Source organism: Paucibacter soli (assembly GCF_037482845.1).
Classification (GTDB): domain Bacteria; phylum Pseudomonadota; class Gammaproteobacteria; order Burkholderiales; family Burkholderiaceae_C; genus Paucibacter_B; species Paucibacter_B soli.
This window is the reverse complement of the sequence record NZ_JBBHJW010000006.1, coordinates 226,629-247,924: the sequence shown is the minus strand read 5'-3', so window position 1 is coordinate 247,924 and position 21,296 is coordinate 226,629. Positions and strand designations below refer to the sequence as shown.

Here is a 21,296-nt window from a genome sequence, read left to right as displayed (position 1 = left end):
ACCGTCTGAGTGGTGGACTAGGAGGACTTGCCAGCACCATTCTTGACCACAACCGGCGCGCGCACCATGCGTACATGCGCGCGGGTGCGGTCCTGCACCTCGCCGGCCAGCTGACCGCAGGCGGCATCGATATCGTCGCCGCGCGTCTTGCGCACGGTGGTGACGATGCCGGCCTTGATCAAGAGCTCGGCAAATGCCATCACGCGCTCGCGCGGCGAACGCTTCAGCCCCGAGGCCGGGAAGGGGTTAAAGGGAATCAGGTTGATCTTGCATGACACATGCCCACGCAAGAGCTTGACCAGCTCCAGCGCCTGCTCGGGCGTGTCGTTCACGCCGTCGAGCATGCAGTACTCGAAGGTGATGCAGTCGCGCGGCGCCTTGTCGAGATAGCGCTTGCAGGCATCCAGCAGCTCGGCGATCGGGTATTTCTTGTTGAGCGGCACGAGCTGGTCGCGCAGCGCATCGGTGGGCGCATGCAGCGACACCGCCAGCGCCACCGGGCAATCCTCGCGCAGGCGGTCGATCATCGGCACCACCCCCGAGGTGGAAACGGTGACACGGCGGCGCGAGAGGCCGTAGCCATGATCATCCAGCATCACGCGCAGGGCCGGCACCAGGGCGCCGTAGTTCTGCAGCGGCTCGCCCATGCCCATCATCACCACATTGGAGATGACGCGCTCCTGGCTGTTCAGGCGCTTGCGCAGGCTGTGCTCGGCATACCAGAGCTGGGCGACGATTTCGGAGGTCTCGAGATTGCGGCTGAAGCCCTGGTGGCCGGTGGAGCAGAAGCGGCAGCCCACGGCGCAGCCCGCCTGGCTGGATACGCACAGCGTGCCACGGTCGTCCTCGGGAATGAACACCGCCTCGACGGCATTGCCCTGCCCCACGTCGAACAGCCACTTGACCGTACCGTCGGCGGAGAGGTGCTCGGAGATCACCGGCAACGCCGCGATATGCGCCCGGCCGGCCAGCTTGTCGCGCAGCGACTTGGCCAGATCGGACATCTGCGCAAAGTCAGATGCCCCTTTTTGATGGATCCAGCGAAACAGCTGGGTAGCGCGAAAGCGCTTTTCCCCCAGCTGCTCGCAGTACGCAGCCAAGCCTTCGAGATCGAATCCAAGCAGGTTGACCGCGTCCATGTGTGTGCCCCTTCTCGTCAATGCTGGCCTCTTGAGGCCAGCGCGACAAGAGGCGATGCGCCGTTCAGCGGCTGTAAACGTTCATGCCGGGGAAGAAGAATGCAATCTCCACGGCGGCGGTTTCAGCGGCGTCCGAGCCATGCACGGCGTTGGCGTCGATGCTGTCGGCGAAATCGGCACGAATGGTGCCCTTCTCGGCCTTCTTCGGGTCGGTGGCGCCCATCAGGTCGCGGTGCTTCAGGATCGCGTTCTCGCCTTCCAGCGCCTGGATCATGACGGGACCGGAGATCATGAAGTTGACCAGGTCATTGAAGAAGGGGCGGGCCTTGTGCACGGCGTAGAAGGCCTCGGCCTCGCCACGCGAGAGGTGGGCCATCTTGGCGGCCACGATCTTCAGGCCAGCGCCTTCGAAGCGGCTGTAGATCTGACCGATGACATTCTTGGCCACGGCATCAGGCTTGATGATGGAAAGGGTGCGTTCGATAGCCATGGTTTTTCTCCTGAAATCTGAGGCTTGGCAAAGCCTTGCATTGTACTGTGTGAAGTTGCGGGCCTGATGTCAGCCTGACGCAGGCCCGCCAAGGAATGCTTTGGTTCAGCGATGGCGACCGCCGCCGCCCGAGCGGCCGCCGCCGCCACCGGAACGCCCGCCGCCGCCGCCACCACCACCGCGGCGTCCACCACGGCCATGGAAAGCATCGGCGCCGATATAGCCCACCGAGGTCTGCATCGGGTCGGGTTGGCGCGGGCCGTCGCCGGCCTTGCCGGGGCCGCGGCCGCCGCGCGGCTCGCCACCGCCACCACCACCGCGGGGGCCGCTGCCGCCATGGCCGAAGCCCTGCGGGAAACCGCGCGACTTGCCGGCAAAGCGCCGGTCGAAGGTCTGCTCCAGCGGATTGACGTTGCGCGGAATGAAGTCGTCGTCCTGATCGTCGCGGTCGGCAGCGCTGTCGCGGTTGTCGACAAAGCGTTCCTCGCGCGGTGCGCGCTCGGGGCGGTCCGGCCGATCGGGCCGGTCGCCAGGACGCTCGGGCCGGTCCGGGCGGCTGGGGCGCGGCCCCACGCCGGCATGGCGGCCGTCGGCACGGCGGTTGTTGCCGCCGCCGCGCTGCTTGTCATTGCGATCATTGCCGCGCTGCGGTGCGCGCTCGCCACGCTCGGCGCCACGCTCGCCACGTTCACCGCGCTCGCCACGGTTCTCGCGCACATGGCCCGCCAGGCCGCGGATCACGCGCACATCGTTGTCGTCCAGTTCCACCCAGACGCCGCGCTTGAGGCCGCGCGGCAGCACCACAGTGCCGTAGCGGATGCGGATCAGGCGGCTCACCGCCAGGCCCACAGCGTCGAAGAGCTTGCGCACCTCGCGGTTGCGACCCTCGGTGATGATGACGCGATACCAGTGGTTGGCACCCTCGCCGCCGCCATCTTCGATACTCTTGAAGCTGGCGGCCTGGCCGTCGATCTCCACGCCGCTGAGCAGCTTGGCGCGCTGTTCGTCGGTCAGCGTGCCCAGCACGCGCACCGCGTACTCGCGCTCCACGCCGAAGCGCGGGTGCATCAGCTGGTTGGCCAGCTCACCCGAGTTGGTGAACAGCAGCAGGCCTTCGGTATTCAGATCCAGGCGCCCCACCGATTGCCACTTGCCCTGGTAGAGCTTGGGCAGGCGGCGGAACACCGTCGGGCGACCCTCGGGGTCGTTGTGGGTAACCACCTCGCCGGCGGGCTTGTGATAGGCAATGATGCGAGGCGCCGGCGGCGAGATGCGCACCTTGATCGGCTTGCCGGCCACGCTGACGCGGTCGCCAAAGGAGATGCGCTGACCGATGTGAGCGACCTCGTCGTTCACCGTGATCTTGCCCTCGGCAATCATGTCCTCGATATCGCGGCGCGAGCCGACGCCGGCCTGCGCCAGCACCTTCTGCAGCTTGGGCGCATCGGGCTCGGGCGCCAGCACGCGCTTGCTGTCCTGCACCTCTTCCGTGGGCTCCTCCACGGGCGCGTTCTCGTCGTACTCGCCGGCGAGCACCTGGGCAAAACGCTCGCCCACCTCGGCCAGCACCTGCTCGGGCGCCACATCGACTTGCACGCGCGGGGCTTCGGCACGCGGCGCGCCCTCGTCCGCCTCACCACCACGGCCGCGGCGATTGCGGCGGCGATTGCGGCCCTGGCGCAGCTCGCCGTCCTGGGCTTCCTGAGCCTCCTGACCAGCCTCGGCGCCCTCGGCTGCCGACTCGGCAGGCAGGGGTTCGCCAGCCACCGGCGCGGCCGGCGCCAGGTCCAGCTGCACCGGGGCAAGGGCGGCCGACGCTTCGGCGGCGGCGGCAGCAGTCTTGCGCGGGGCACGGCGCTTGGGCGCCTCGGCAGGCGGCGTCTCGGCCGCAGGCTCGATCACCGGCTCGGTCACCGGCGCGGCGGCCGACTCTTCGGCCAGCACAGCGACCTTCTTGGCGGCCGTCTTGCGCGGCGCGCGCGGCTTCACCGGTTTGGCTTCGGCCTCGGCGGCCGCGGCTACCGCCTCGGCACCCTCAACCGCTTTGGCACGGGCCGGTGCGCGTTTGCGCTTGGGCGTCTCGCTTGCCTCGGGAGCGCCGCCTTCGGGCTTGGGATCGGTGTCGTTGGAATTCATGCGTCGCTTTGCACCTTGTCGGTGGCCTCAGACTCAGGAGCCGGCGGGGCCGGTTCGGATGCGGGCTCGTACTCGGCAGCTAGCTCGGGCACAGGCACGCCTGGGGATTCTTCGGCGGCAGCGGCGACCTGAGGGTCGGCCGCGCCGGGTTCTTGTTGTTGCACTGCCTCTTCGTCCAGCAAGGAGGCCTGCGCCACCTGCGCCAGGGCCTCGGCCTGGTCGCTGCCGGTCAATTCAAGCGCCGGCAGTTGTTCCAGGCTGGCCAGACCGAGGTCATCCAGGAACTGCGTTGTCGTTGCATACAGGGCCGGCCGCCCAGGCGCCTCACGGTGGCCGATCACTTCAATCCAGCTGCGGTCTTCCAGTTGCTTGATGATCTCGGTCGAGACCACCACACCGCGGATATCCTCGATATCGCCACGCGTCACCGGTTGCCGGTAGGCAATGATGGCCAGGGTCTCCATCACGGCCCGCGAGTAGCGGCGCGGCTTTTCCGGGTTCAGCCGGTCCAGGTACTCGCGCAGTTCGGGCCGACTCTGGAAACGCCATCCCGAGGCCACCGTCACCAACTCCACGCCACGCCCATCCCAATCGCGGCACAACTCGTCCAGCAGCGTGCGCAGACTGTCCGCGCCGATCTCATCGGCAAACAGGACACGCATCTCGCGCAAGGTCAGCGGCTGCTGCGCGCAGATGAGTGCAGTCTCGAGGACGCGTTTTGCATCCTGTGTATTCATCGACTGTTATGCCTGTCCCGACCCTGAGGTCGAGCGTTGTCACGGTCTATCGCCATTTGCGGGGCGTCGGATAGTCAGTGGGGCCCATCAGGGCCTGCGATGCTGGGGCTGAGCGTGCGCCCTCACGGACGCATGACGACTCGGTAACTGCCCGGCTGTTCGGCGCCACCGGGTCACTAGAGCCCCCGGTGCTGGCGCACGCAGCGTCAACGATGGCGCGATTGTAGCCTTGTTGCGGACGTTCGGTCAGAACTCCGGCGCCGGCAGGCCGGCAAGAGCCCAGGCAGATGCCAAATCCTGTGGCAATTGCGCATCAAAGCGCAGGGCCTCGCCACTGATCGGATGGGCAAAGCTCAGGCGTGCCGCATGCAGGGCCTGGCGCTTCAGCCCCAAGGCGGGCGCGCCGCCGTAGAGGGCATCGGCCACCAGCGGAAAGCCCCGCGAGGCCAGATGCACGCGGATCTGGTGGGTGCGGCCGCTGTGCAGCACGCAATGCAGGGCCGAGATGCCCTCCGACCAAGCCAGGCAGAAGACATCGGTGCGCGAGGGCTTGCCACTGGCCAGCACCGCCATCTTCACGCGCGAGACCGGGTCGCGCGCCAACGGCGCTTCGATCACCAGACTCTCTGGCACCCGCCCCGCGGCCAGCGCCAGGTACTCGCGATGCACCTCGCGCGCCGCAATCATGCGCGACAGCGCCGTCACCGCCTCCAGCGTCTTGCCCACCACCATCAGGCCCGAGGTGTCCTTGTCCAGGCGATGCACGATGCCGGCACGCGGCAGCGCCGCGGCCGGCGCGTGATGCGCCAGCAGCCCATTCATGATGGTGCCCGACCAATTGCCGGCCGCCGGGTGCACCACCACGCCGGCGGGCTTGTCGAGCACCAGCACATGCTCGTCCTCGAACACCCGCTGTAGCTCCATGGGCTCGGCGCGGAAGGCCTTGCTTTCCTCGGTGGGCTGCAGGCTCACCAGCACCCGCTGGCCGGCACGCAACTTCTGCGCGGCCGATGCGGCCTGCACGCCATTCACGCTGACGCAGGCGCGCTCGATCAGACCCTGCAGATGGTTGCGCGAGAACTCCGGCGCCAGCTGCACGAGGAATTTGTCGAGGCGCTGCAAGTGCCAGCCCTCGTCCACCTGTGCCACGCGCGTCTCGACCTCGGCCTCGACATCGGCCGCGTCCATTCCATCCAGGCCTGAGCCTTCATCAACAGGCAAGGCCTGAACCATATAATCGCCGCTCCGTATTCAGCTGAAGGTGGCGCCTGTGCGCCGGGGACCATGATCGAAAACTGGGTGAAGAAGAAGCGTCATGCGACGCCGGTGTCTGCTGGTTCCAAGGGACGCCGAAGCGCTGCTCTGCTGGCCGCCGTCCTGGCCCTTGGTCTGGCGGCCTGCTCCTCGTCTCCCAAGGACGATCCCAATTCCCAGGCCAGCCTGGACAAATTGTACGCAGAGGCCAAGGAAGACATCGCCGGCGGCAGCTACGAGCGCGCCATCAAGTCGCTGGAGCGCCTCGAAGGCCGCGCCGCCGGCACCCTGATGGCTCAGCAGGCCCAGCTCGATCTGGCCTGGGCCTATTACAAGAGCGGCGAACGCGCCCAGGCCGTCAGCACCCTGGATCGCTTCATCAAGCTCAACCCCTCCAGCCCGGCGATGGACTACGCGCTCTACATGAAGGGCGTGGTCAATTTCAACGAAGACCTGGGCCTGTTCGGCCGCATCGCGCGCCAGGACGTCACCGAGCGCGACCAGCAAGCTTCGCGCGACGCCTTGCAGGCCTTCCGCCAGGTGGTGGACCAATTCCCCGAGTCCAGGTATGCCGAGGATGCGCGGGTGCGCGTGGACTTCATCACCAACAGCCTGGCCGACTACGAAGTGCATGTGGCGCGCTACTACTTCAAGCGCGGCGCCTATGTGGCCGCGGCCAACCGTGCCCAGCAGGCGATGCAGGAATTCCAATACGCCCCGGCGGTGGAAGAAGCGCTCTACATCCTGACGCAGAGCTACGACAAGCTGGGTCTGGCGCCGCTGCGCGACGATGCCGTGCGCGTGCTCAAGGCCAACTTCCCCAACAGCGCCTATCTGGCGGGCGGCCTGGACGCGCGTGCCAAGAACAAGGCCTGGTGGCAGTTCTGGTGATCGCAGCCTGAGGAACGGACAAAAAGCGCGTGCGAGTCACGCGCTTTTTTGTGCCCGTTCCGCGCGCCGCTCGGCCAGCTGCTCCAACCAGGCCAGTGCCTCGGCCTCCTCGGCCAGCAGCGTCATCGGTGGCAAGGCAGCGCACAGGCGCCGGCCGTAGTTCATGCCAGCCATGCGCGGATCGCAAACCACCAGCAGGCCGCGATCGCTCTCGGTGCGTATCAGGCGCCCGCCACCCTGCTTGAGCGCGATCGCCGCCTCGGCGATGAAGTATTCGGCAAAGGCATTGCGGCCCGCCTGCTCCAGGCGCTGCACGCGCGCCTCCACCAGCGGATCGCTGGGCGGGGGAAAGGGCAGCTTGTCGATCAGCACGCATTGCAGATCGTCGCCCGGCACGTCGATGCCCTCCCAGAAACTCGCCGAGCCCACCAGCACGGCGCGCGGGTCGGCCTGGAACTGCTGCAGCAGCAGGCGCTTGGGCGCCGCCCCCTGCACCAGCACTTTGATGCCATCGCCACCCTCGTCGAAGCTCTGACGCAAGGCATCGCCAATCGTCTGCAGGGCGCGCAAGGTGGTGGTCAGCACGAAGCAGCGCCCGCCCAGCGCACGCGCGCAGCGCGCCGCCAGTGCCGCCACCTCCTGCGCATGATCGGGCTCCGAGGGCTTGGGGAAGCGACGCGGGATGTAGAGGCGCGCATGCTCGGGGTAATTAAAGGGACTGCCCACGCGCAGCACGGTGGCGTCGTCCAGGCCCGCCGGCTCGGTGAACCAGCTCAGGCGCTCGTCATCGCCCAGGGTGGCCGAGGTGAAGACCCAGGCCTTGGGCGCGGCCTGCAGCTGCTCCTGCATGGCCGCGCGGATGTCCAGCGGCGACTCGACCAGGCGCGCCTGGTGCGGGCTCAGGTCGATCCAGCGCACCTCGCCCGGCGCGGGCTCGGCCGAGAACAGGCGCGCCAGTTCGCCGAACTGCTGGGCGCGCTCCTGCAGGCGCTTGAAGTCGGGCGACAGCTCGACCACGCTGGCCAGCGCCTCCAGCACCTCGTCCACCGCGCAGGCCAGCTCGGCCAGGGCGCTGGCAAAGCCGGGCCGGCCGGCGCGGTCCTGCCAGCGCAGCTTGAGCAGGCCGCGCACCTCGCGCATCGGGCCGGCGCAGGCCAGGCGCAGCTCGCGCGCGGCGCGCTCCAGCATGGCCTGCAAGGCCTGCCAGTCCTGCAGGCCGCGCGCCTGCGCCAGCCCCAGGCCCAGCAGGTCGCGCGCAAAGTCGATCAGCTGCGAGGTACCCAGATTGGTGCCGAGGAACTGCACGCCGGCCTCGGCCAGCTGGTGCGCCTCGTCGAAGATCGCGATGTCCACGCTGGGCAGGAGCTCGGCGACGCCGGTATCGCGCAGCGTCATGTCGGCAAAGAAGAGATGGTGGTTCACCACCACCACATCGGCCTCCATGGCCTCGCGCCGCGCCTTCACGACAAAGCAGGCACGGAACTCCGGGCACTCGCTGCCCAGGCAGTTGTCGCGCGTGGAGCTGACGATGGGGATCACCGGCGAGCGCTCGTCCAGCCCGTCCAGCTCGGCAAAGTCGCCGCTGCGCGTCTGCTGTGCCCAGCGCTCGATGCGCGCCAGCGCCAGCACGGCGCGGCGATCGGGCAGCTCGGCGCTGACGCGCGCATGGTTCATGCGGTGCAGGCACAGATAGCTTCCGCGCCCCTTCAGCAGGGCCATGCGCACCGGCACGCCAAGTGCATCGCACAGGCGCGGCAGGTCGCGCAGAAAGAGCTGGTCCTGCAGGCTCTTGGTGGCGGTGCTGATGAGGGCCCGGCCACCCGAAAGCAGGGCCGGCACCAGATAGGCGAAGGTCTTGCCCACGCCGGTGCCCGCCTCCACCACCAGGGTCTCGCGGCACGCCACGGCGCGCGCCACCGCCTGCGCCATCGCCAGCTGTGGCGCACGCGGCGCATAGCCGGGGTCAGATCTTGACAGCGGGCCGCCGGCGTCGAAGGCGGCCGCCACCCATTGCTCCAGTTCTGAAGGGGCCAGCTCGGCAGTGAGTTCGGTATGTGAGTTCAAGCGCTATGCCGGCTCATCGGGATCGCAGGCGATCTCCAGTCGGGTGATCTGGTCTCGCAAGGCTAGGCGGCGCTTTTTCAGGCGGCGCAATTGCAGCTCGTCCAGCGGCGTGGTCTGAGTCACCGCGTCGATCAGCCCATCGAGGTCGGCGTGCTCGATGCGCAATTCAATCAGGCGGCGCGACAGAGAGTGAAGTTCTTCATCCATGGGCCGACCGAGCGACGCTTTGAGCATTGATTCGCGATTATAGTTTTCGGATGAGCCGCACTCCCCCTGGCTTTCGCCTGAACGCTGCGACCGGCATCCACCGCGGTGACCGCCTCTATCAACAAGATCAAGTCGAGATCATCAGCCACGGCCGCAGCAGCGGCTGCCTGCTGGCCGTGCTCGCCGATGGCATGGGCGGCAAGAGCGGCGGCCGCAAGGCCGCCGACCAGGTGGTGCTGACGGCGCAGCAGCTGTTCGAGCGCTTTGTTCCCGGCGAGGAAGATGCGGCCGAGCTGCTGCGCCAGATCGCCTCGGAAGCGCATCTGATGATCAAGCTGACCGCCATCTCGGCAGAGGAAGAGCCGCACAGCACGCTGGCGGCCTATTTGATCTGCCCGGACCGGCGCTGCTACTGGATACACACCGGAGACTCGCGCATCTATCATTTCCGCGGCCCGAACATGCTCAAGCGCAGCATGGACCAGTCCTATGTACAGCGCCTGCTGGATGAAGGACAGATCACCGAGGCCGAGGCGGCCGTGCACCCGCAATCCAATCTGCTGACCGGCTGCCTGGGCACTGTGACCGAACCCGTGCCCGCCGAGGACTTCATCGAGCGACTGGAAGTGGGCGACAGCCTGATCTCCTGCAGCGACGGCCTCTGGCACTACTTCAACCCGCGCGAGCTCGGCACCGTGCTGCACAGCCTGCCGCCGCGCGAAGCCGCCGAGCTGCTGATCAGCAAGGCCCGTCAGCGCGCGCGCGGCGGTGGCGACAACCTCTCGCTCGCCATCGTGCGGGTGGAAGCGCTCGGCTGACGCTCAGCGCGCGGGCGCGCTGGCCGGCATCGGCGGCAGCGCCGCAATCGTCGACGCGGCCGGCACCGGCAAGGGCGCAGCCGAGGCTTTCTTTGCGGCGCGCTCGGCCACGCGCTTGCCCACGAGGGCCTGGTGGTCGCGCAGACGCTGCTGTCTCAGCATGGCCTGCTCGCGCTGCTGTTGCGCCGTCTGCTCGGCCTGCGCATCGCGTGCCTTGAGCTGCCGCGCGTGCGTTTCCGGATTGGCGCGCGTGGGGCGCGGCGCCGAGGCCGGTGCCGAGGCCGGCTCGCTCTGGAAGCCCAACACCGCCTCGGTGCGCTTGCGCCCCTCCTGCGCGGCCGCCTCCTGCTGCTTGAGCTGGATGCGCTCGCGCTGTTCCTGTGCCTGCTGGGCGCGCGCGTCCGCGGCCTCGCGCCGCTCGCGCTCCAGCAAGGGCTGCAGCGCCTGCTGGCGCCGCTGACGCGCCGCGTCGCGGCAGGCCGTCACCGCAAAACGCTCGGCACAGGCTTTCAGCTCGCTCTGGTATCTGGCCTCGATGACCTCATGGCCAAGCTCGCCCTGGCTCCAGGCCAGGGACGATAACAAGCAAAGCAGGGCCAGCAATGCGCGCTTCATGTCAGCGAAGTATCCACCTCGCGCCGCTCCAGCGAGAGGTATTCCTGCGACTGCATTTCCTGCAGGCGCGAGATGGTGCGCGGGAACTCATGCGCCAGCGGACCCTCGGTATAGAGCCGCTCCGGCGGCACGGCGGCCGAGATGACGAGCTTGCAGCGACGGTCGTAGAGCACATCCACCAGCCAGGTGAAGCGGCGTGCCTCGCTGGCCAGGCGCGGCGGCATCTCGGGCACATTGGCCAGGATCAGGGTGTGGAACTGCGTCGCCAGCTCCAGGTAGTCGTTCTGCGAGCGCGGTCCGCCGCACAGGGTGCGGAAGTCGAACCACACCACGCCGCCGGCTCGCCGCACCGCACGCAACTCGCGGTGCTCGATATGCAGCAGCGGATCCTCGTCGCGCGCCTCGGCCAGCGATTCGAAGGCGCGGCTCAGCGCCGCATCGGCCGACGCGTCGAGCGGGCAGTGGTAGAGCTCCACATGCTCGAGCGAGCGCTGGCGGTAGTCGGTGCCGTTGTCGACGTTGATGACCTCCAGCTTGTCCTTGAGCAGTGCGATCGCGGGCAGGATGCGATCGCGGTGCAGGCCGTTGGGATAGAGGCCGTCGGGGTGGAAATTGGAGGTGGTGACGATGGAGACGCGGTGCTTGAACATCGAGTCGAGCAGCCGGTGCAGGATCATCGCATCAGTGACGTCGGCGACATGAAACTCGTCGAAGCAGATCAGGCGGAAGCGCTTGGCAATGCGGCGACCCAGCTCCTCCAGCGGATCGGCAATGCCCTTCAGATCCTGCAGCTCGCGGTGCACCTCGCGCATGAACTCGTGGAAATGCAGGCGGGTCTTGCGGGTCAGCGGCACTGCCTGGAAGAAGCAGTCCATCAGAAAGCTCTTGCCCCGCCCCACCCCGCCGTACATATAGACGCCGCGCGGCAGCGGCGGCCGCACCAGGAGCTTGGTGACGGCATTGCTGCGCCGCGCCTTGTAGTCGGCCCATTCGTCCTGGCAGCGCTGCAGTGCCGCCACCGCGCGCAGCTGCGCCGGATCGGCGCTGTAGCCGCGCTCGGCGAGTGTCTGCTGGTAAAGCTCGGTGACCGAAGTCATTCAGAAGATTCCCAATGAAAAGGGGCGACCCGCGCCGCCCCTTTCTTCCTTGCTTCGCTCAAGCACGCATCAGAAGTTGAGCGTGCGCTTGTCCACGGCCAGGGCCGCTTCCTTGGTGGACTCGGACAGCGAGGGATGCGCATGGCAGATGCGTGCGATGTCCTCGCTAGAGGCCTTGAAGGCCATCGCCACCACGGCCTCCGAGATCAGCTCCGAGGCGAAGGGGCCGATGATGTGCACGCCCAGGATCTCGTCGGTCTTGGCGTCGGCCAGGAATTTCACGAAACCACTGGTGTCGCCCAGCGCGCGCGCGCGGCCATTGGCCAGGAAGGGGAACTGGCCGGACTTGTAGGCGCGACCTTCGGCCTTCAACTGCTGCTCGGTCTTGCCGACCTGGGCAATCTCGGGGCTGGTGTAGATCACCGAGGGGATGATGTCGAAGTCCACATGGCCATGCTGGCCGGCGATGCGCTCGGCCACGGCCACGCCCTCTTCCTCGGCCTTGTGCGCCAGCATGGGGCCGCGCACCACGTCACCGACCGCCCAGACATGGGCCAGATTGGTCCTGCACTCGTCGTCCACCACGATGGCACCGCGCTCGTCCAGCTTGAGGCCCACGGCCTCGGGGTTCAGGCCAATGGTGTTGGGCACGCGGCCGATGGAGACGATGAGCTTGTCCACCGCCAGCGTCTGCTCGGCGCCCTTGGCATCGGCATAGGACACGCTAACACCATCATTGCTCGTCTTGACGGCGGCGATCTTGACGCCCAGCTCAATCTTCAGGCCCTGCTTCTTGAAGATCTTGGCGGCTTCCTTGGCCACCGCTTCGTCCACCGCGGGCAGGAAGGCCGGCATGGCCTCCAGCACCGTGACCTCGGCACCCAGGCGGCGCCACACCGAACCCAGCTCCAGGCCGATCACGCCGGAGCCGATCACGCCCAGCTTCTTGGGCACGGCGCCCACGCGCAAGGCACCGTCGTTGGACAGCACCAGCTCCTCGTCGAAGGGCGTGCCCGGCAGTGCGCGGGCGTTGGAGCCGGTGGCCAGGATCACATGCTTGGCCAGCACGGTTTCCTCACCAGCCTTGAGTTCGTAGAGCCCATCCTTGGCGCCCACAAAGCTGCCGCGACCATGGAAGAAGCTGACCTTGTTCTTCTTCAACAGGTAGAGGATGCCGTCGTTGTTCTGCTTCACGACGCTGTCCTTGCGGCCCAGCATCTTCGCCACGTCCATCGTGACCTCACCGGTCGAGATGCCGTGGTCCGCAAAGTGGTGCCTGGCGTGCTCGTAATGCTCGCTGGACTGCAGCAGGGCCTTGGAGGGAATGCAGCCGACATTGGTGCAGGTGCCACCCGGTGCCGGGCCGCCCTTCTCGTTCTTCCACTCGTCCACGCAGGCCGCGTTGAAGCCCAGCTGGGCCGCGCGGATGGCGGCGATATAGCCGCCGGGGCCGCCGCCGATGACGACGACGTCGAATTGCTTAACAGCGCTCATAAATCGTCTCTTGGCTTAGATGTCGAACAGCAGGCGGGCCGGATCTTCCAGCGCTTCCTTCATGGTCACCAGACCCAGCACGGCTTCGCGGCCGTCGATGATGCGGTGGTCATAGGACATGGCCAGATAGTTGATCGGGCGCACCACCACCTGACCGTTCTCAACCACGGCACGGTCCTTGGTGGCATGCACGCCCAGGATGGCCGATTGCGGCGGGTTGATGATGGGCGTGGACAGCATGGAACCGAAGGTGCCGCCGTTGGAGATCGAGAAGGTGCCGCCGGTCAGGTCGTCCAGCGAGATCTTGCCTTCCTTGGCCTTCTGGCCGAATTCGGCGATCTTCTTCTCGATGTCGGCAAAGCTCAGTTGATCGGCATTGCGGATGATGGGCACCACCAGGCCGCGCGGCGAACCCACGGCGATGCCGATGTCGAAGTAGCCGTGGTAGACGATGTCATTGCCGTCCACCGATGCGTTCAGCACCGGGTACTTCTTCAGCGCGGCCACCGCGGCCTTGACGAAGAAGCTCATGAAGCCGAGCTTGACGCCATGCTCCTTTTCGAACTTCTCCTGGAACTTCTTGCGCATCTCCATCACCGGCGCCATGTTCACTTCGTTGAACGTGGTCAGGATGGCATTGGTGGCCTGCGACTGCAGCAGGCGCTCGGCCACGCGGGCACGCAGACGCGTCATCGGCACGCGCTGCTCGGGGCGGTCGCCAAGATTCTGCGCAGTCGGTGCGGCCACCGACGGCAGGGGCTTGGCGACGGCGGGCGCGGCGGCCACGGCCACCGGTGCGGCCACGGCCGCCGGCTTGGCCGAAGCGGCCAGGGCGTCACCCTTGGTCACGCGGCCGTCCTTGCCGGAGCCGGCCACGTCGGTGGCGGCCAGGCCCTTCTCGGCCAGGATCTTGGCGGCGGCGGGCATGGCGACATCGCCCTTGCCGGCCGCGGCGGGAGCGGCAGCGGCAGCTGCCACCGGGGCAGCGGCGGCCGGTGCGGCCACGGCGCTGGCCTTGCCTTCGCTGTCGATGCGGGCGATGACTTCCTCGCTGACGACGCTGGAACCGTCGGCCTTGACGATCTCGGCCATCACGCCGGCCGAGGGTGCGGGCACTTCCAGCACCACCTTGTCGGTTTCGATCTCAACCAGGATTTCGTCGATGGCGACGGCCTCGCCGGGCTTCTTCTTCCAGTTCAGCAGCGTGCCTTCGGCCACGGACTCGGACAGCTGGGGGACTTTGACTTCTACGATTGCCATGATGGTTCTTTCGATTCTTTTGCAGCTGCTGCAAGGGCGCACCGGCCACTCAGGCACAGGGCGCCGTGCAGGCATTTACTTCGTCAGGATGAAGCCCTTGAGCTTGGCGAAGGCCTGATCCAGCAGCGCCTTCTGCTGCTCCTGGTGCAGGTGGGCATAACCCACGGCCGGCGAGGCGGAGGCGGGGCGGCCGGCGTAGCCGAGCTTCTGGCCTTCGCTCATGTTCTCGTGCACATAGTGCTGCACGAAGAACCAGGAGCCCTGGTTCTGCGGCTCGTCCTGGCACCACACGATCTCGCTCACGCCGGGATACTTCTTCATCTCGGCGGCGAAGGCCTTGTGCGGGAAGGGATAGAGCTGCTCCACGCGGATGATGGCCACATCGCTGGCCTTCTTCTCGGCACGCGCCTTCACCAGGTCGTAATAGACCTTGCCCGAGCAGGCGATCACGCGCTTGACCTTGGCCGCATCGATGCTGGCATCGCGCTCGCCGATCACGGTCTTGAACTCACCCTTGGTGAACTCGGCCAGCGGCGAGGTGGCGTCCTTGTTACGCAGCAGCGACTTGGGCGTCATGATGATGAGCGGCTTGCGGAACATGCGCAGCTGCTGGCGACGCAGCAGGTGGAAGATCTGCGAGGCCGAGGTCGGCTGCACCACCTGCATATTGTTGTCGGCGGCCAGCTGCATGAAGCGCTCCAGGCGCGCCGAGCTGTGCTCGGGGCCCTGACCTTCGTAGCCATGCGGCAGCATCAGGGTCAGGCCGTTGGAGCGGCCCCACTTCACCTCGCCGGAGGCGATGAACTGGTCGATCACCACCTGGGCGCCGTTGACGAAGTCGCCGAACTGGGCTTCCCAGATCGTCAGCGTCACCGGATCGGCCGAGGCATAGCCGTACTCGAAGCCGAGCACGGCCTCTTCCGACAGCAGCGAGTCGATCACGACGAAGGGCGCCTGGCCCTCGGCCACGTTCTGCAGCGGCACATAGGTACCGATGTCCCACTTCTCGCGGTTCTGGTCGTGCAGCACCGCATGGCGGTGCACAAAAGTGCCGCGTCCGCAGTCCTCGCCCGACAGGCGCACCGGATAGCCCGAGGCCACCAGCGAGGCGAAGGCCATGTGCTCGCCCATGCCCCAGTCCACATTGATCTCGCCGCGGCCCATGGCGGCGCGGTCGGCGATCACCTTCTCCACCAGCGGATGCACCTTGAAGGTGTTGGGGATGGTGGTGATCTTCTCGGCCAGGCGCTTGAACTCGGCCACCGGCAGCGCGGTGTCGCAGGAGTCGGTCCACTTCTTGCCGAGGTAGGGCGACCAGTCGGTGGCGTACTTGCTCTTGAAGTTGGTCAGCACCGGGTCGACGGTGTGGCGGCCTTCGTCCATGGCGGCGCGGAAAGCCTTGGACATATTGTCCGGGCCATCGGCGCTCAGCACGCCCTGGGCGATCAGCTTGTCGCCATAGAGCTTGCGGGTGCCGGGATGCTGGGCGATCTTCTTGTACATCAGCGGCTGGGTCAGCGCCGGCGTGTCCTGCTCGTTGTGGCCCAGCTTGCGGAAGCAGATGATGTCGACCACCACGTCCTTCTTGAACTGCTGGCGGTATTCCAGCGCCAGCTGGGTACACAACACCACGGCCTCCGGATCATCGCCGTTCACATGTAGCACCGGCGCCTCGATCATCTTGACGACGTCGGAGCAGTACAGCGTGGAGCGGGTGTCGCGCGGGTCGCTGGTGGTGAAGCCGATCTGGTTGTTGATGACCAGATGCACCGTGCCACCGGTGTAGTAGCCACGCGTCTGCGCCAGCGCCAGCGTCTCCATCACCACGCCCTGGCCGGCAAAGGCGGCGTCGCCGTGCACCAGCACGGGCAGCACTTGCGCGCCTTCCTTGTCGCCGCGGCGGTCCATGCGGGCCTTCACCGAGCCTTCGACCACCGGATTGACGATTTCCAGGTGCGAGGGGTTGAAGGCCAGCGAGAGGTGCACCGGGCCGCCGGGGCTGGTGACGTCGCTGGAGAAGCCCTGGTGGTACTTGACGTCACCCGCGGGCAGGTCTTCGGGGGCCTTGTGCTCGAACTCGGCGAACAGGTCGGCGGGCATCTTGCCCAGGGTGTTCACCAGCACGTTCAGGCGGCCGCGGTGGGCCATGCCGATGACGATTTCCTGCACGCCCTTTTCGCCGCCGCGCTGCACCAGTTCGTCCATCGAGGCGATGAAGCTTTCGCCGCCTTCCAGCGAGAAGCGCTTCTGGCCGACGTACTTGGTGTGCAGGTAGCGCTCCAGGCCCTCGGCCGCGGTCAGGCGGTCGAGGATGTGCTTCTTCTTCTCGGGCGTGAAGCTGGGCTTGGAACGGATCGATTCCAAGCGCTCCTGCCACCAGCGCTTCTCGGCTGGATCGGTGATGTGCATGTACTCGGCACCGACCGAGCCGCAATAGGTCTCGCGCAAGGCCTGCACGATCTCGCGCAGGGTCATGCTCTCGGCCTTGGAGAAATAGGTGTTCGTGGCGCTGAACGAGATGTCCATATCGGACTCGGTCAGGTCATAGAACGAGGGCTCCAGCTCCGGGATGCGCGGGCGCTCGGTGCGCTGCAGCGGATCCAGGTCGGCCCAGCGCGAGCCCAGGAAGCGGTAGGCGGCGATCAGCGACTGCACATGCACCTGCTTGCGGGCCACCGCGAGGTCGCTGCTGGAGGCCTTGTTGCCGAAGGCATTGGCCTTGGCACGCTGGGCAAAGGATTCGATCACGGGCGCATGGGCCACGTCGCGTGCGTCGCTGCCATCGGTGGCAGGCACATGCTGGAGGGCGTCGAAGTAGGCGCGCCAGTTGTCGGGCACCGAGCCCGGGTTGTCGAGGTAGGCCTCGTACATCTCTTCGACGTAGGGCGCATTGCCCCCGAACAGGTACGAGTTCGACCTGTATTGCTGCATCATTTCGCTCACCTTTCACCCTGGTTTCCAGGACGTTGGCTGGTTAACAAACCTTCCGCGACACGGCTCGACCGGTTGGCGGATTGCGACCCGCCTTCACTGTTGCCAGAAAAGGGGACGGGAAGGACCTCAAGTCTCAAGGGCCGGACTGTAGCACTCCTGCCATACCCGACCAAAGCACAAATTGGCAGCGCCGCGGGTCTGTCGGGTATCCGCACTTTCCCGCAGGCGCCATCCCGCCAGGGATAAAATTTCTTACTCCTTGGTAAACTTCCGCTCGCGCCAGCCCCGCGATTGAATGGCTGCGCGACGGGACAGTTCAGGAGATCCCATGCAAGTTCGAGTCGTCGATTACCGTGCCGCGGATGCGGCCGAGCAATTCACCCGCTCCCTGCACGAAACCGGCTTCGGCGTGCTGGTCAACCACCCGATACCGCAGGCCCTGGTCGAGCAGATCTACGCCGACTGGCTGGGCTTCTTCGACGGTGAAGACAAGCATGGCTTCGCGTTCTCAAAGGAAACCCAGGACGGCTATTTCTCCACCGCCATCTCCGAGACCGCCAAGGGCGCGACGCAGAAGGACATCAAGGAGTACTTCCACATCTACCCCTGGGGCCGCATTCCCGAGCGCCTGCGCGCCGACGCGATGCGCTACTACGAGGTGGCGAATGGCCTGGCGGCCGAACTGCTGTCCTGGGTCGAACGCCACACACCGGCCGACATCGCCAAGAGCTATAGCGAGCCGCTCTCGCACATGATCAAGGACAGCCGGCAGACATTGCTGCGCGTGCTGCGCTACCCGCCGCTGACCGGCCAGGAGCCCGAGGGATCGCTGCGCGCCGCCGCGCATGGCGATATCAATCTGCTGACCATATTGCCCGCGGCCAATGAACCCGGCCTGCAGGTGCAGGACATGAGCGGCCAGTGGGTGGATGTGCCCTGCGATTTCGGCATGCTCATCATCAATATCGGCGACATGCTGCAGGAGGCCTCGCAGGGCTACTACCCCTCGACCCAGCATCGCGTGGTCAACCCCACGGGCGAAGGCGCCCGCAAGAGCCGCGTCTCGCTGCCGCTGTTCCTGCACCCGCGCAACGACGTGGTGCTGTCGGAGCGCTATACCGCGCACAGCTATCTGGAGGAGCGGCTGCGCGAGCTGGGCGTCAAGACCTGACCCCAGGCTATATTGAGCGGCGTGCGGCATCGCATCATCCATATCGAAGTTGAGGCGCCGCCCAAGCCGGCGCTGGGCCAGCCCTGCAATGGCTGCGGCATCTGCTGCCTGGCCGAGCCCTGTCCCGTGGGCGTGCTGCTGAGCCGGCGCCGCCACGGTGCCTGCAAGGCGCTGCAATGGTCCGCTGATTTCAAGCGTTACCGCTGCGGCATGCTGGAGGCCCCGCTCACGCAGCTGGGCATGGCCCGGTTTCCGAGCGGACGCCTGCGCCAGCTGCTCGAACGCGGCCTGCGCGCCTGGAGCCGCCGCATGATTGCCGCCGGCATCGGCTGCGATGCCGAGATCGAGCCCGCAGAGCCCGAGCACCCGGGCAAGCCATAGGTAGGCGGCCGGCGGCCTGCCGCTAGCATGGCTCGCAACACCAACCCGGAGCCCCCGCATGATCAGCAAGCCTCTCAGACTCGCGGCCCTGTCCCTGGCGATGAGCTGGGCCGCGCTGAGCCCCTGCATCAGCCCCGCCGCCAGCCTGCGCTGGGCCGCGCAGAACGACATCCTCACGCTGGACCCGCATTCACAGAACCATGCCACCACCCTGGCCGTGCTGATGCATGCCTACGAGGGGCTGACGCGCTACAACGCCAACCATGAGGTGGAGCCGGCTTTGGCCACCAAGTGGAGCTACGTCTCGCCCACCCAGCTGCGCTTCGAGCTGCGCCGCGGCGTCAGGTTCCATGACGGCACGCCGTTCACGGCTGACGATGTGGTATTCACCTTCGGCCGCATCCGCCAGCCCCAGGGCACCATGCAGATCTATGTGGCCGGCATCAAGGAAATCAAGAAGGTCGACGACTACACCCTGGACCTGATGCTGGAGGGCCCCAACCCCATCCTGCTGCGCAACATCGTCGACTTCCGCATCATGAGCAAGGCCTGGGCCGAGAAGAACAAGTCCACCAATGTGCAGGACTACAAGGCCAAGGAAGACAACTACGCCTCGCGCCATGTCATGGGCACCGGCCCCTACAAGATCACCGGCTGGCAGCCCGATCAAAAGATCAGCATGGTGACCAACCCCGACTGGTGGGATGCCAAGCACGCCAGCAACGTCACCGAAGTCAGCTACCTGCCGATCAAGTCGGACCCCACCCGCGTGGCCGCGCTGCTCTCGGGCGATGTGGACCTGCTCACCGACCTGCCGACGCAGGACGTGGCCAAGCTCAAGGCCGACCCCAAGCTCAAGCTCATCGAAGGCCCCGAGGTGCGCACCATCTTCCTGGCCATGGACCAGGGCAGCGACGAACTCAAGGGCTCCAACATCAAGGGCAAGAACCCCTTCAAGGACAAGCGCGTGCGCGAGGCGCTGAGCCTGGCGGTGGACCGGGAGGCGATCAGGCGCGCCACCATGCGCGGGCTATCGATACCGGCCGGCATCATGGTGGCACCGGGCGTGAACGGCAACACGCCGGACATCGACGTGCCGCTCAAGCAGGACGTCGAACGCGCCAGGAAGTTGCTGGCCGAGGCCGGCTATGGCTCGGGCTTGGAACTGCAGTTGAACTGCCCCAACAACCGTTACGTCAACGATGAGGAGATCTGCCAGGCGGTGGCGGCGATGTGGGCGCGCGTGGGCGTGAAGGCAAATCTGCAGGCCGCGCCCATGGCCCAGCACAGTCTGACCTTCCAGCGCTTCGAGGCGCCGCTCTATATGCTGGGCTGGGGCGTGGCGACCTATGACGCGCAGTTCACGCTGCAGGCCATCGCGCACACCAAGACCACGGGCGCCGACGGCAATTTCAACTTCGCAAAGCTCAGCGACGCCAGGCTGGATCAACTCATCGACGCGATGAAGACCGAGGTCGACGTGCCCAAGCGCAACGCCCTGATACGCGAGGCCTTGCTGCGCGTGCGCGACGAACACTTCTTCATCCCCCTGCATCACCAGATGCGGCCCTGGGCGATGAAGGCGAATGTCGAGACCCTGCACCGGTCGGACGACCGGCCAGAGGCTCGCTTCACCAATATCAAATAGCCAGGCGCTGGCGGGCCGCCTGGTACTCGCTGCGCAGGCGCTCGACCAGCACGCGGGCCGGCACCACCTCCTTGATCGCGCCTATGCCCTGGCCGCAACCCCAGATGTCCTTCCAGGCCTTCTTGGCATCGCCGCCGAAGTTCATCTTGCTGGGGTCCGACTCCGGCAAGGCGTCCGGATCCATGCCGGCATTGATGATGGAGCCACGCAGGTAGTTGCCGTGCACGCCGGTGAAGAGGTTGCTGTAGACGATGTCATCGCTGCTGCTCTCCACGATCATCTGCTTGTAGGCTGCGGCCGCGCGCGCCTCCTCGGTGGCGATGAAGGCCGAGCCAATGTAGGCAAAATCGGCGCCCATGGCCTGGGCGGCCAGCACCGCGTCGCCACTGGCGATGGAACCCGAGAGCGCCACCGGGCCGTCGAACCAGGCACGGATTTCCTGGATCAGCGCGAAGGGGCTCTTCACACCCGCATGACCGCCGGCACCGGCCGCCACCGCGATTAGGCCATCGGCGCCCTTTTCGATCGCCTTCTTGGCGAACTTGTTGTTGATGATGTCGTGCAGCACCACGCCGCCCCAGGCATGTACGGCCGCGTTGACATCCTCGCGTGCACCCAGCGAGGTGATGATGATGGGCACCTTGTACTTGGCGCACAGCGCCATGTCGTGCTCCAGCCGGTCATTGCTCTTGTGCACGATCTGGTTGATCGCAAAGGGCGCGGCCGGCCGGTCGGGATTGGCCTTGTTGTAGGCGGCCAGCTCGGTGGTGATCTCGTTCAACCACTCATCCAGCAGCTCGGCCGGGCGCGCATTCAGCGCGGGCATGGCGCCCACCACGCCGGCCTTGCATTGCGCGATCACCAGCTTGGGATTGCTGATGATGAAAAGCGGCGAACCGATGATGGGCAGGGGCAGGTTTTGCAAAACGGAAGGCAATACGCTCATGACTTGGCGCCTCC

At 66.6% G+C, this 21,296-nt stretch carries 18 protein-coding genes; 5 read left to right on the top strand and 13 right to left on the bottom strand.

Going from position 1 to position 21,296, the window contains the following annotated elements; translation table 11 throughout:
• Positions 1-17: 17 nt before the first annotated feature.
• From rlmN to WG898_RS14370, 5 genes are all read right to left on the bottom strand, one after another.
• Positions 18-1,139, bottom strand: coding sequence for a dual-specificity RNA methyltransferase RlmN (gene rlmN / locus WG898_RS14390; RefSeq protein ID WP_339603484.1), 1,122 nt, complete (start codon positions 1,137-1,139; stop codon positions 18-20).
• 64 nt (positions 1,140-1,203) lie between these two features.
• Positions 1,204-1,629: a nucleoside-diphosphate kinase gene (gene ndk, locus WG898_RS14385; RefSeq protein WP_285232921.1), complete on the bottom strand. Its 426-nt coding sequence runs from the start codon at positions 1,627-1,629 to the stop codon at positions 1,204-1,206.
• Positions 1,630-1,734: 105 nt separating this feature from the next.
• On the bottom strand, positions 1,735-3,765 hold the full coding sequence (locus WG898_RS14380; RefSeq protein WP_339603483.1) for a pseudouridine synthase: 2,031 nt from the start codon (positions 3,763-3,765) through the stop codon (positions 1,735-1,737).
• The gene (gene scpB / locus WG898_RS14375) at positions 3,762-4,427 is read right to left on the bottom strand and encodes an SMC-Scp complex subunit ScpB (RefSeq protein WP_444718946.1); all 666 of its coding nucleotides are present in this window, start codon (positions 4,425-4,427) and stop codon (positions 3,762-3,764) included. The genes WG898_RS14380 and scpB overlap by 4 nt, the downstream gene beginning before the upstream one ends.
• A gap of 321 nt (positions 4,428-4,748) precedes the next feature.
• Complete coding sequence (locus WG898_RS14370) at positions 4,749-5,690, bottom strand: RluA family pseudouridine synthase (RefSeq protein WP_339603481.1); 942 nt, start codon at positions 5,688-5,690, stop codon at positions 4,749-4,751.
• Between the two features lie 96 nt (positions 5,691-5,786).
• Here WG898_RS14370 and WG898_RS14365 point away from each other — a divergent pair, with 96 nt between their 5' ends.
• Entirely contained in the window at positions 5,787-6,647 is an 861-nt protein-coding gene (locus WG898_RS14365; protein ID WP_339603480.1) for an outer membrane protein assembly factor BamD, read from the top strand.
• Between the two features lie 36 nt (positions 6,648-6,683).
• Here the strand turns inward: WG898_RS14365 and yoaA are convergent, their stop codons facing one another.
• Positions 6,684-8,711, bottom strand: coding sequence for a DNA repair helicase YoaA (gene yoaA, locus WG898_RS14360; protein ID WP_506546828.1), 2,028 nt, complete (start codon positions 8,709-8,711; stop codon positions 6,684-6,686).
• Positions 8,712-8,714: 3 nt separating this feature from the next.
• Complete coding sequence (locus WG898_RS14355) at positions 8,715-8,918, bottom strand: YdcH family protein (protein WP_339603567.1); 204 nt, start codon at positions 8,916-8,918, stop codon at positions 8,715-8,717.
• 50 nt (positions 8,919-8,968) lie between these two features.
• On the opposite strand from WG898_RS14355, the gene WG898_RS14350 reads away from it, so the two are divergent.
• On the top strand, positions 8,969-9,736 hold the full coding sequence (locus WG898_RS14350; RefSeq protein ID WP_339603479.1) for a PP2C family protein-serine/threonine phosphatase: 768 nt from the start codon (positions 8,969-8,971) through the stop codon (positions 9,734-9,736).
• Positions 9,737-9,739: 3 nt separating this feature from the next.
• Here WG898_RS14350 and WG898_RS14345 read toward each other — a convergent pair whose 3' ends face one another.
• From WG898_RS14345 to WG898_RS14325, 5 genes are all read right to left on the bottom strand, one after another.
• Entirely contained in the window at positions 9,740-10,351 is a 612-nt protein-coding gene (locus WG898_RS14345) for a hypothetical protein (protein WP_339603478.1), read from the bottom strand.
• Positions 10,348-11,448 carry a cell division protein ZapE gene (gene zapE / locus WG898_RS14340; RefSeq protein WP_339603477.1) on the bottom strand — a complete coding sequence of 367 codons (1,101 nt, stop codon included), beginning with the start codon at positions 11,446-11,448 and terminating at the stop codon, positions 10,348-10,350. The genes WG898_RS14345 and zapE overlap by 4 nt, the downstream gene beginning before the upstream one ends.
• A 69-nt stretch (positions 11,449-11,517) precedes the next feature.
• Positions 11,518-12,942: a dihydrolipoyl dehydrogenase gene (gene lpdA / locus WG898_RS14335; RefSeq protein WP_339603476.1), complete on the bottom strand. Its 1,425-nt coding sequence runs from the start codon at positions 12,940-12,942 to the stop codon at positions 11,518-11,520.
• Positions 12,943-12,957: 15 nt separating this feature from the next.
• On the bottom strand, positions 12,958-14,202 hold the full coding sequence (odhB, locus tag WG898_RS14330) for a 2-oxoglutarate dehydrogenase complex dihydrolipoyllysine-residue succinyltransferase (RefSeq protein ID WP_339603475.1): 1,245 nt from the start codon (positions 14,200-14,202) through the stop codon (positions 12,958-12,960).
• A gap of 75 nt (positions 14,203-14,277) precedes the next feature.
• The gene (locus WG898_RS14325; protein ID WP_339603474.1) at positions 14,278-17,136 is read right to left on the bottom strand and encodes a 2-oxoglutarate dehydrogenase E1 component; all 2,859 of its coding nucleotides are present in this window, start codon (positions 17,134-17,136) and stop codon (positions 14,278-14,280) included.
• A gap of 328 nt (positions 17,137-17,464) precedes the next feature.
• On the opposite strand from WG898_RS14325, the gene WG898_RS14320 reads away from it, so the two are divergent.
• The 3 genes from WG898_RS14320 to WG898_RS14310 are packed head-to-tail and all read left to right on the top strand — an operon-like array spanning position 17,465 to position 20,336.
• Entirely contained in the window at positions 17,465-18,307 is an 843-nt protein-coding gene (locus tag WG898_RS14320) for an isopenicillin N synthase family dioxygenase (RefSeq protein WP_339603473.1), read from the top strand.
• A gap of 21 nt (positions 18,308-18,328) precedes the next feature.
• Entirely contained in the window at positions 18,329-18,688 is a 360-nt protein-coding gene (locus WG898_RS14315) for a hypothetical protein (RefSeq protein WP_339603472.1), read from the top strand.
• A gap of 58 nt (positions 18,689-18,746) precedes the next feature.
• Positions 18,747-20,336 (top strand): ABC transporter substrate-binding protein, encoded by a 1,590-nt coding sequence (locus WG898_RS14310; RefSeq protein WP_339603471.1) that lies wholly within the window; start codon positions 18,747-18,749, stop codon positions 20,334-20,336.
• On the opposite strand, the gene WG898_RS14305 is transcribed toward WG898_RS14310, so the two are convergent.
• The gene (locus tag WG898_RS14305) at positions 20,329-21,282 is read right to left on the bottom strand and encodes an NAD(P)H-dependent flavin oxidoreductase (protein ID WP_339603470.1); all 954 of its coding nucleotides are present in this window, start codon (positions 21,280-21,282) and stop codon (positions 20,329-20,331) included. The genes WG898_RS14310 and WG898_RS14305 overlap by 8 nt on opposite strands.
• Positions 21,283-21,296: the final 14 nt, after the last annotated feature.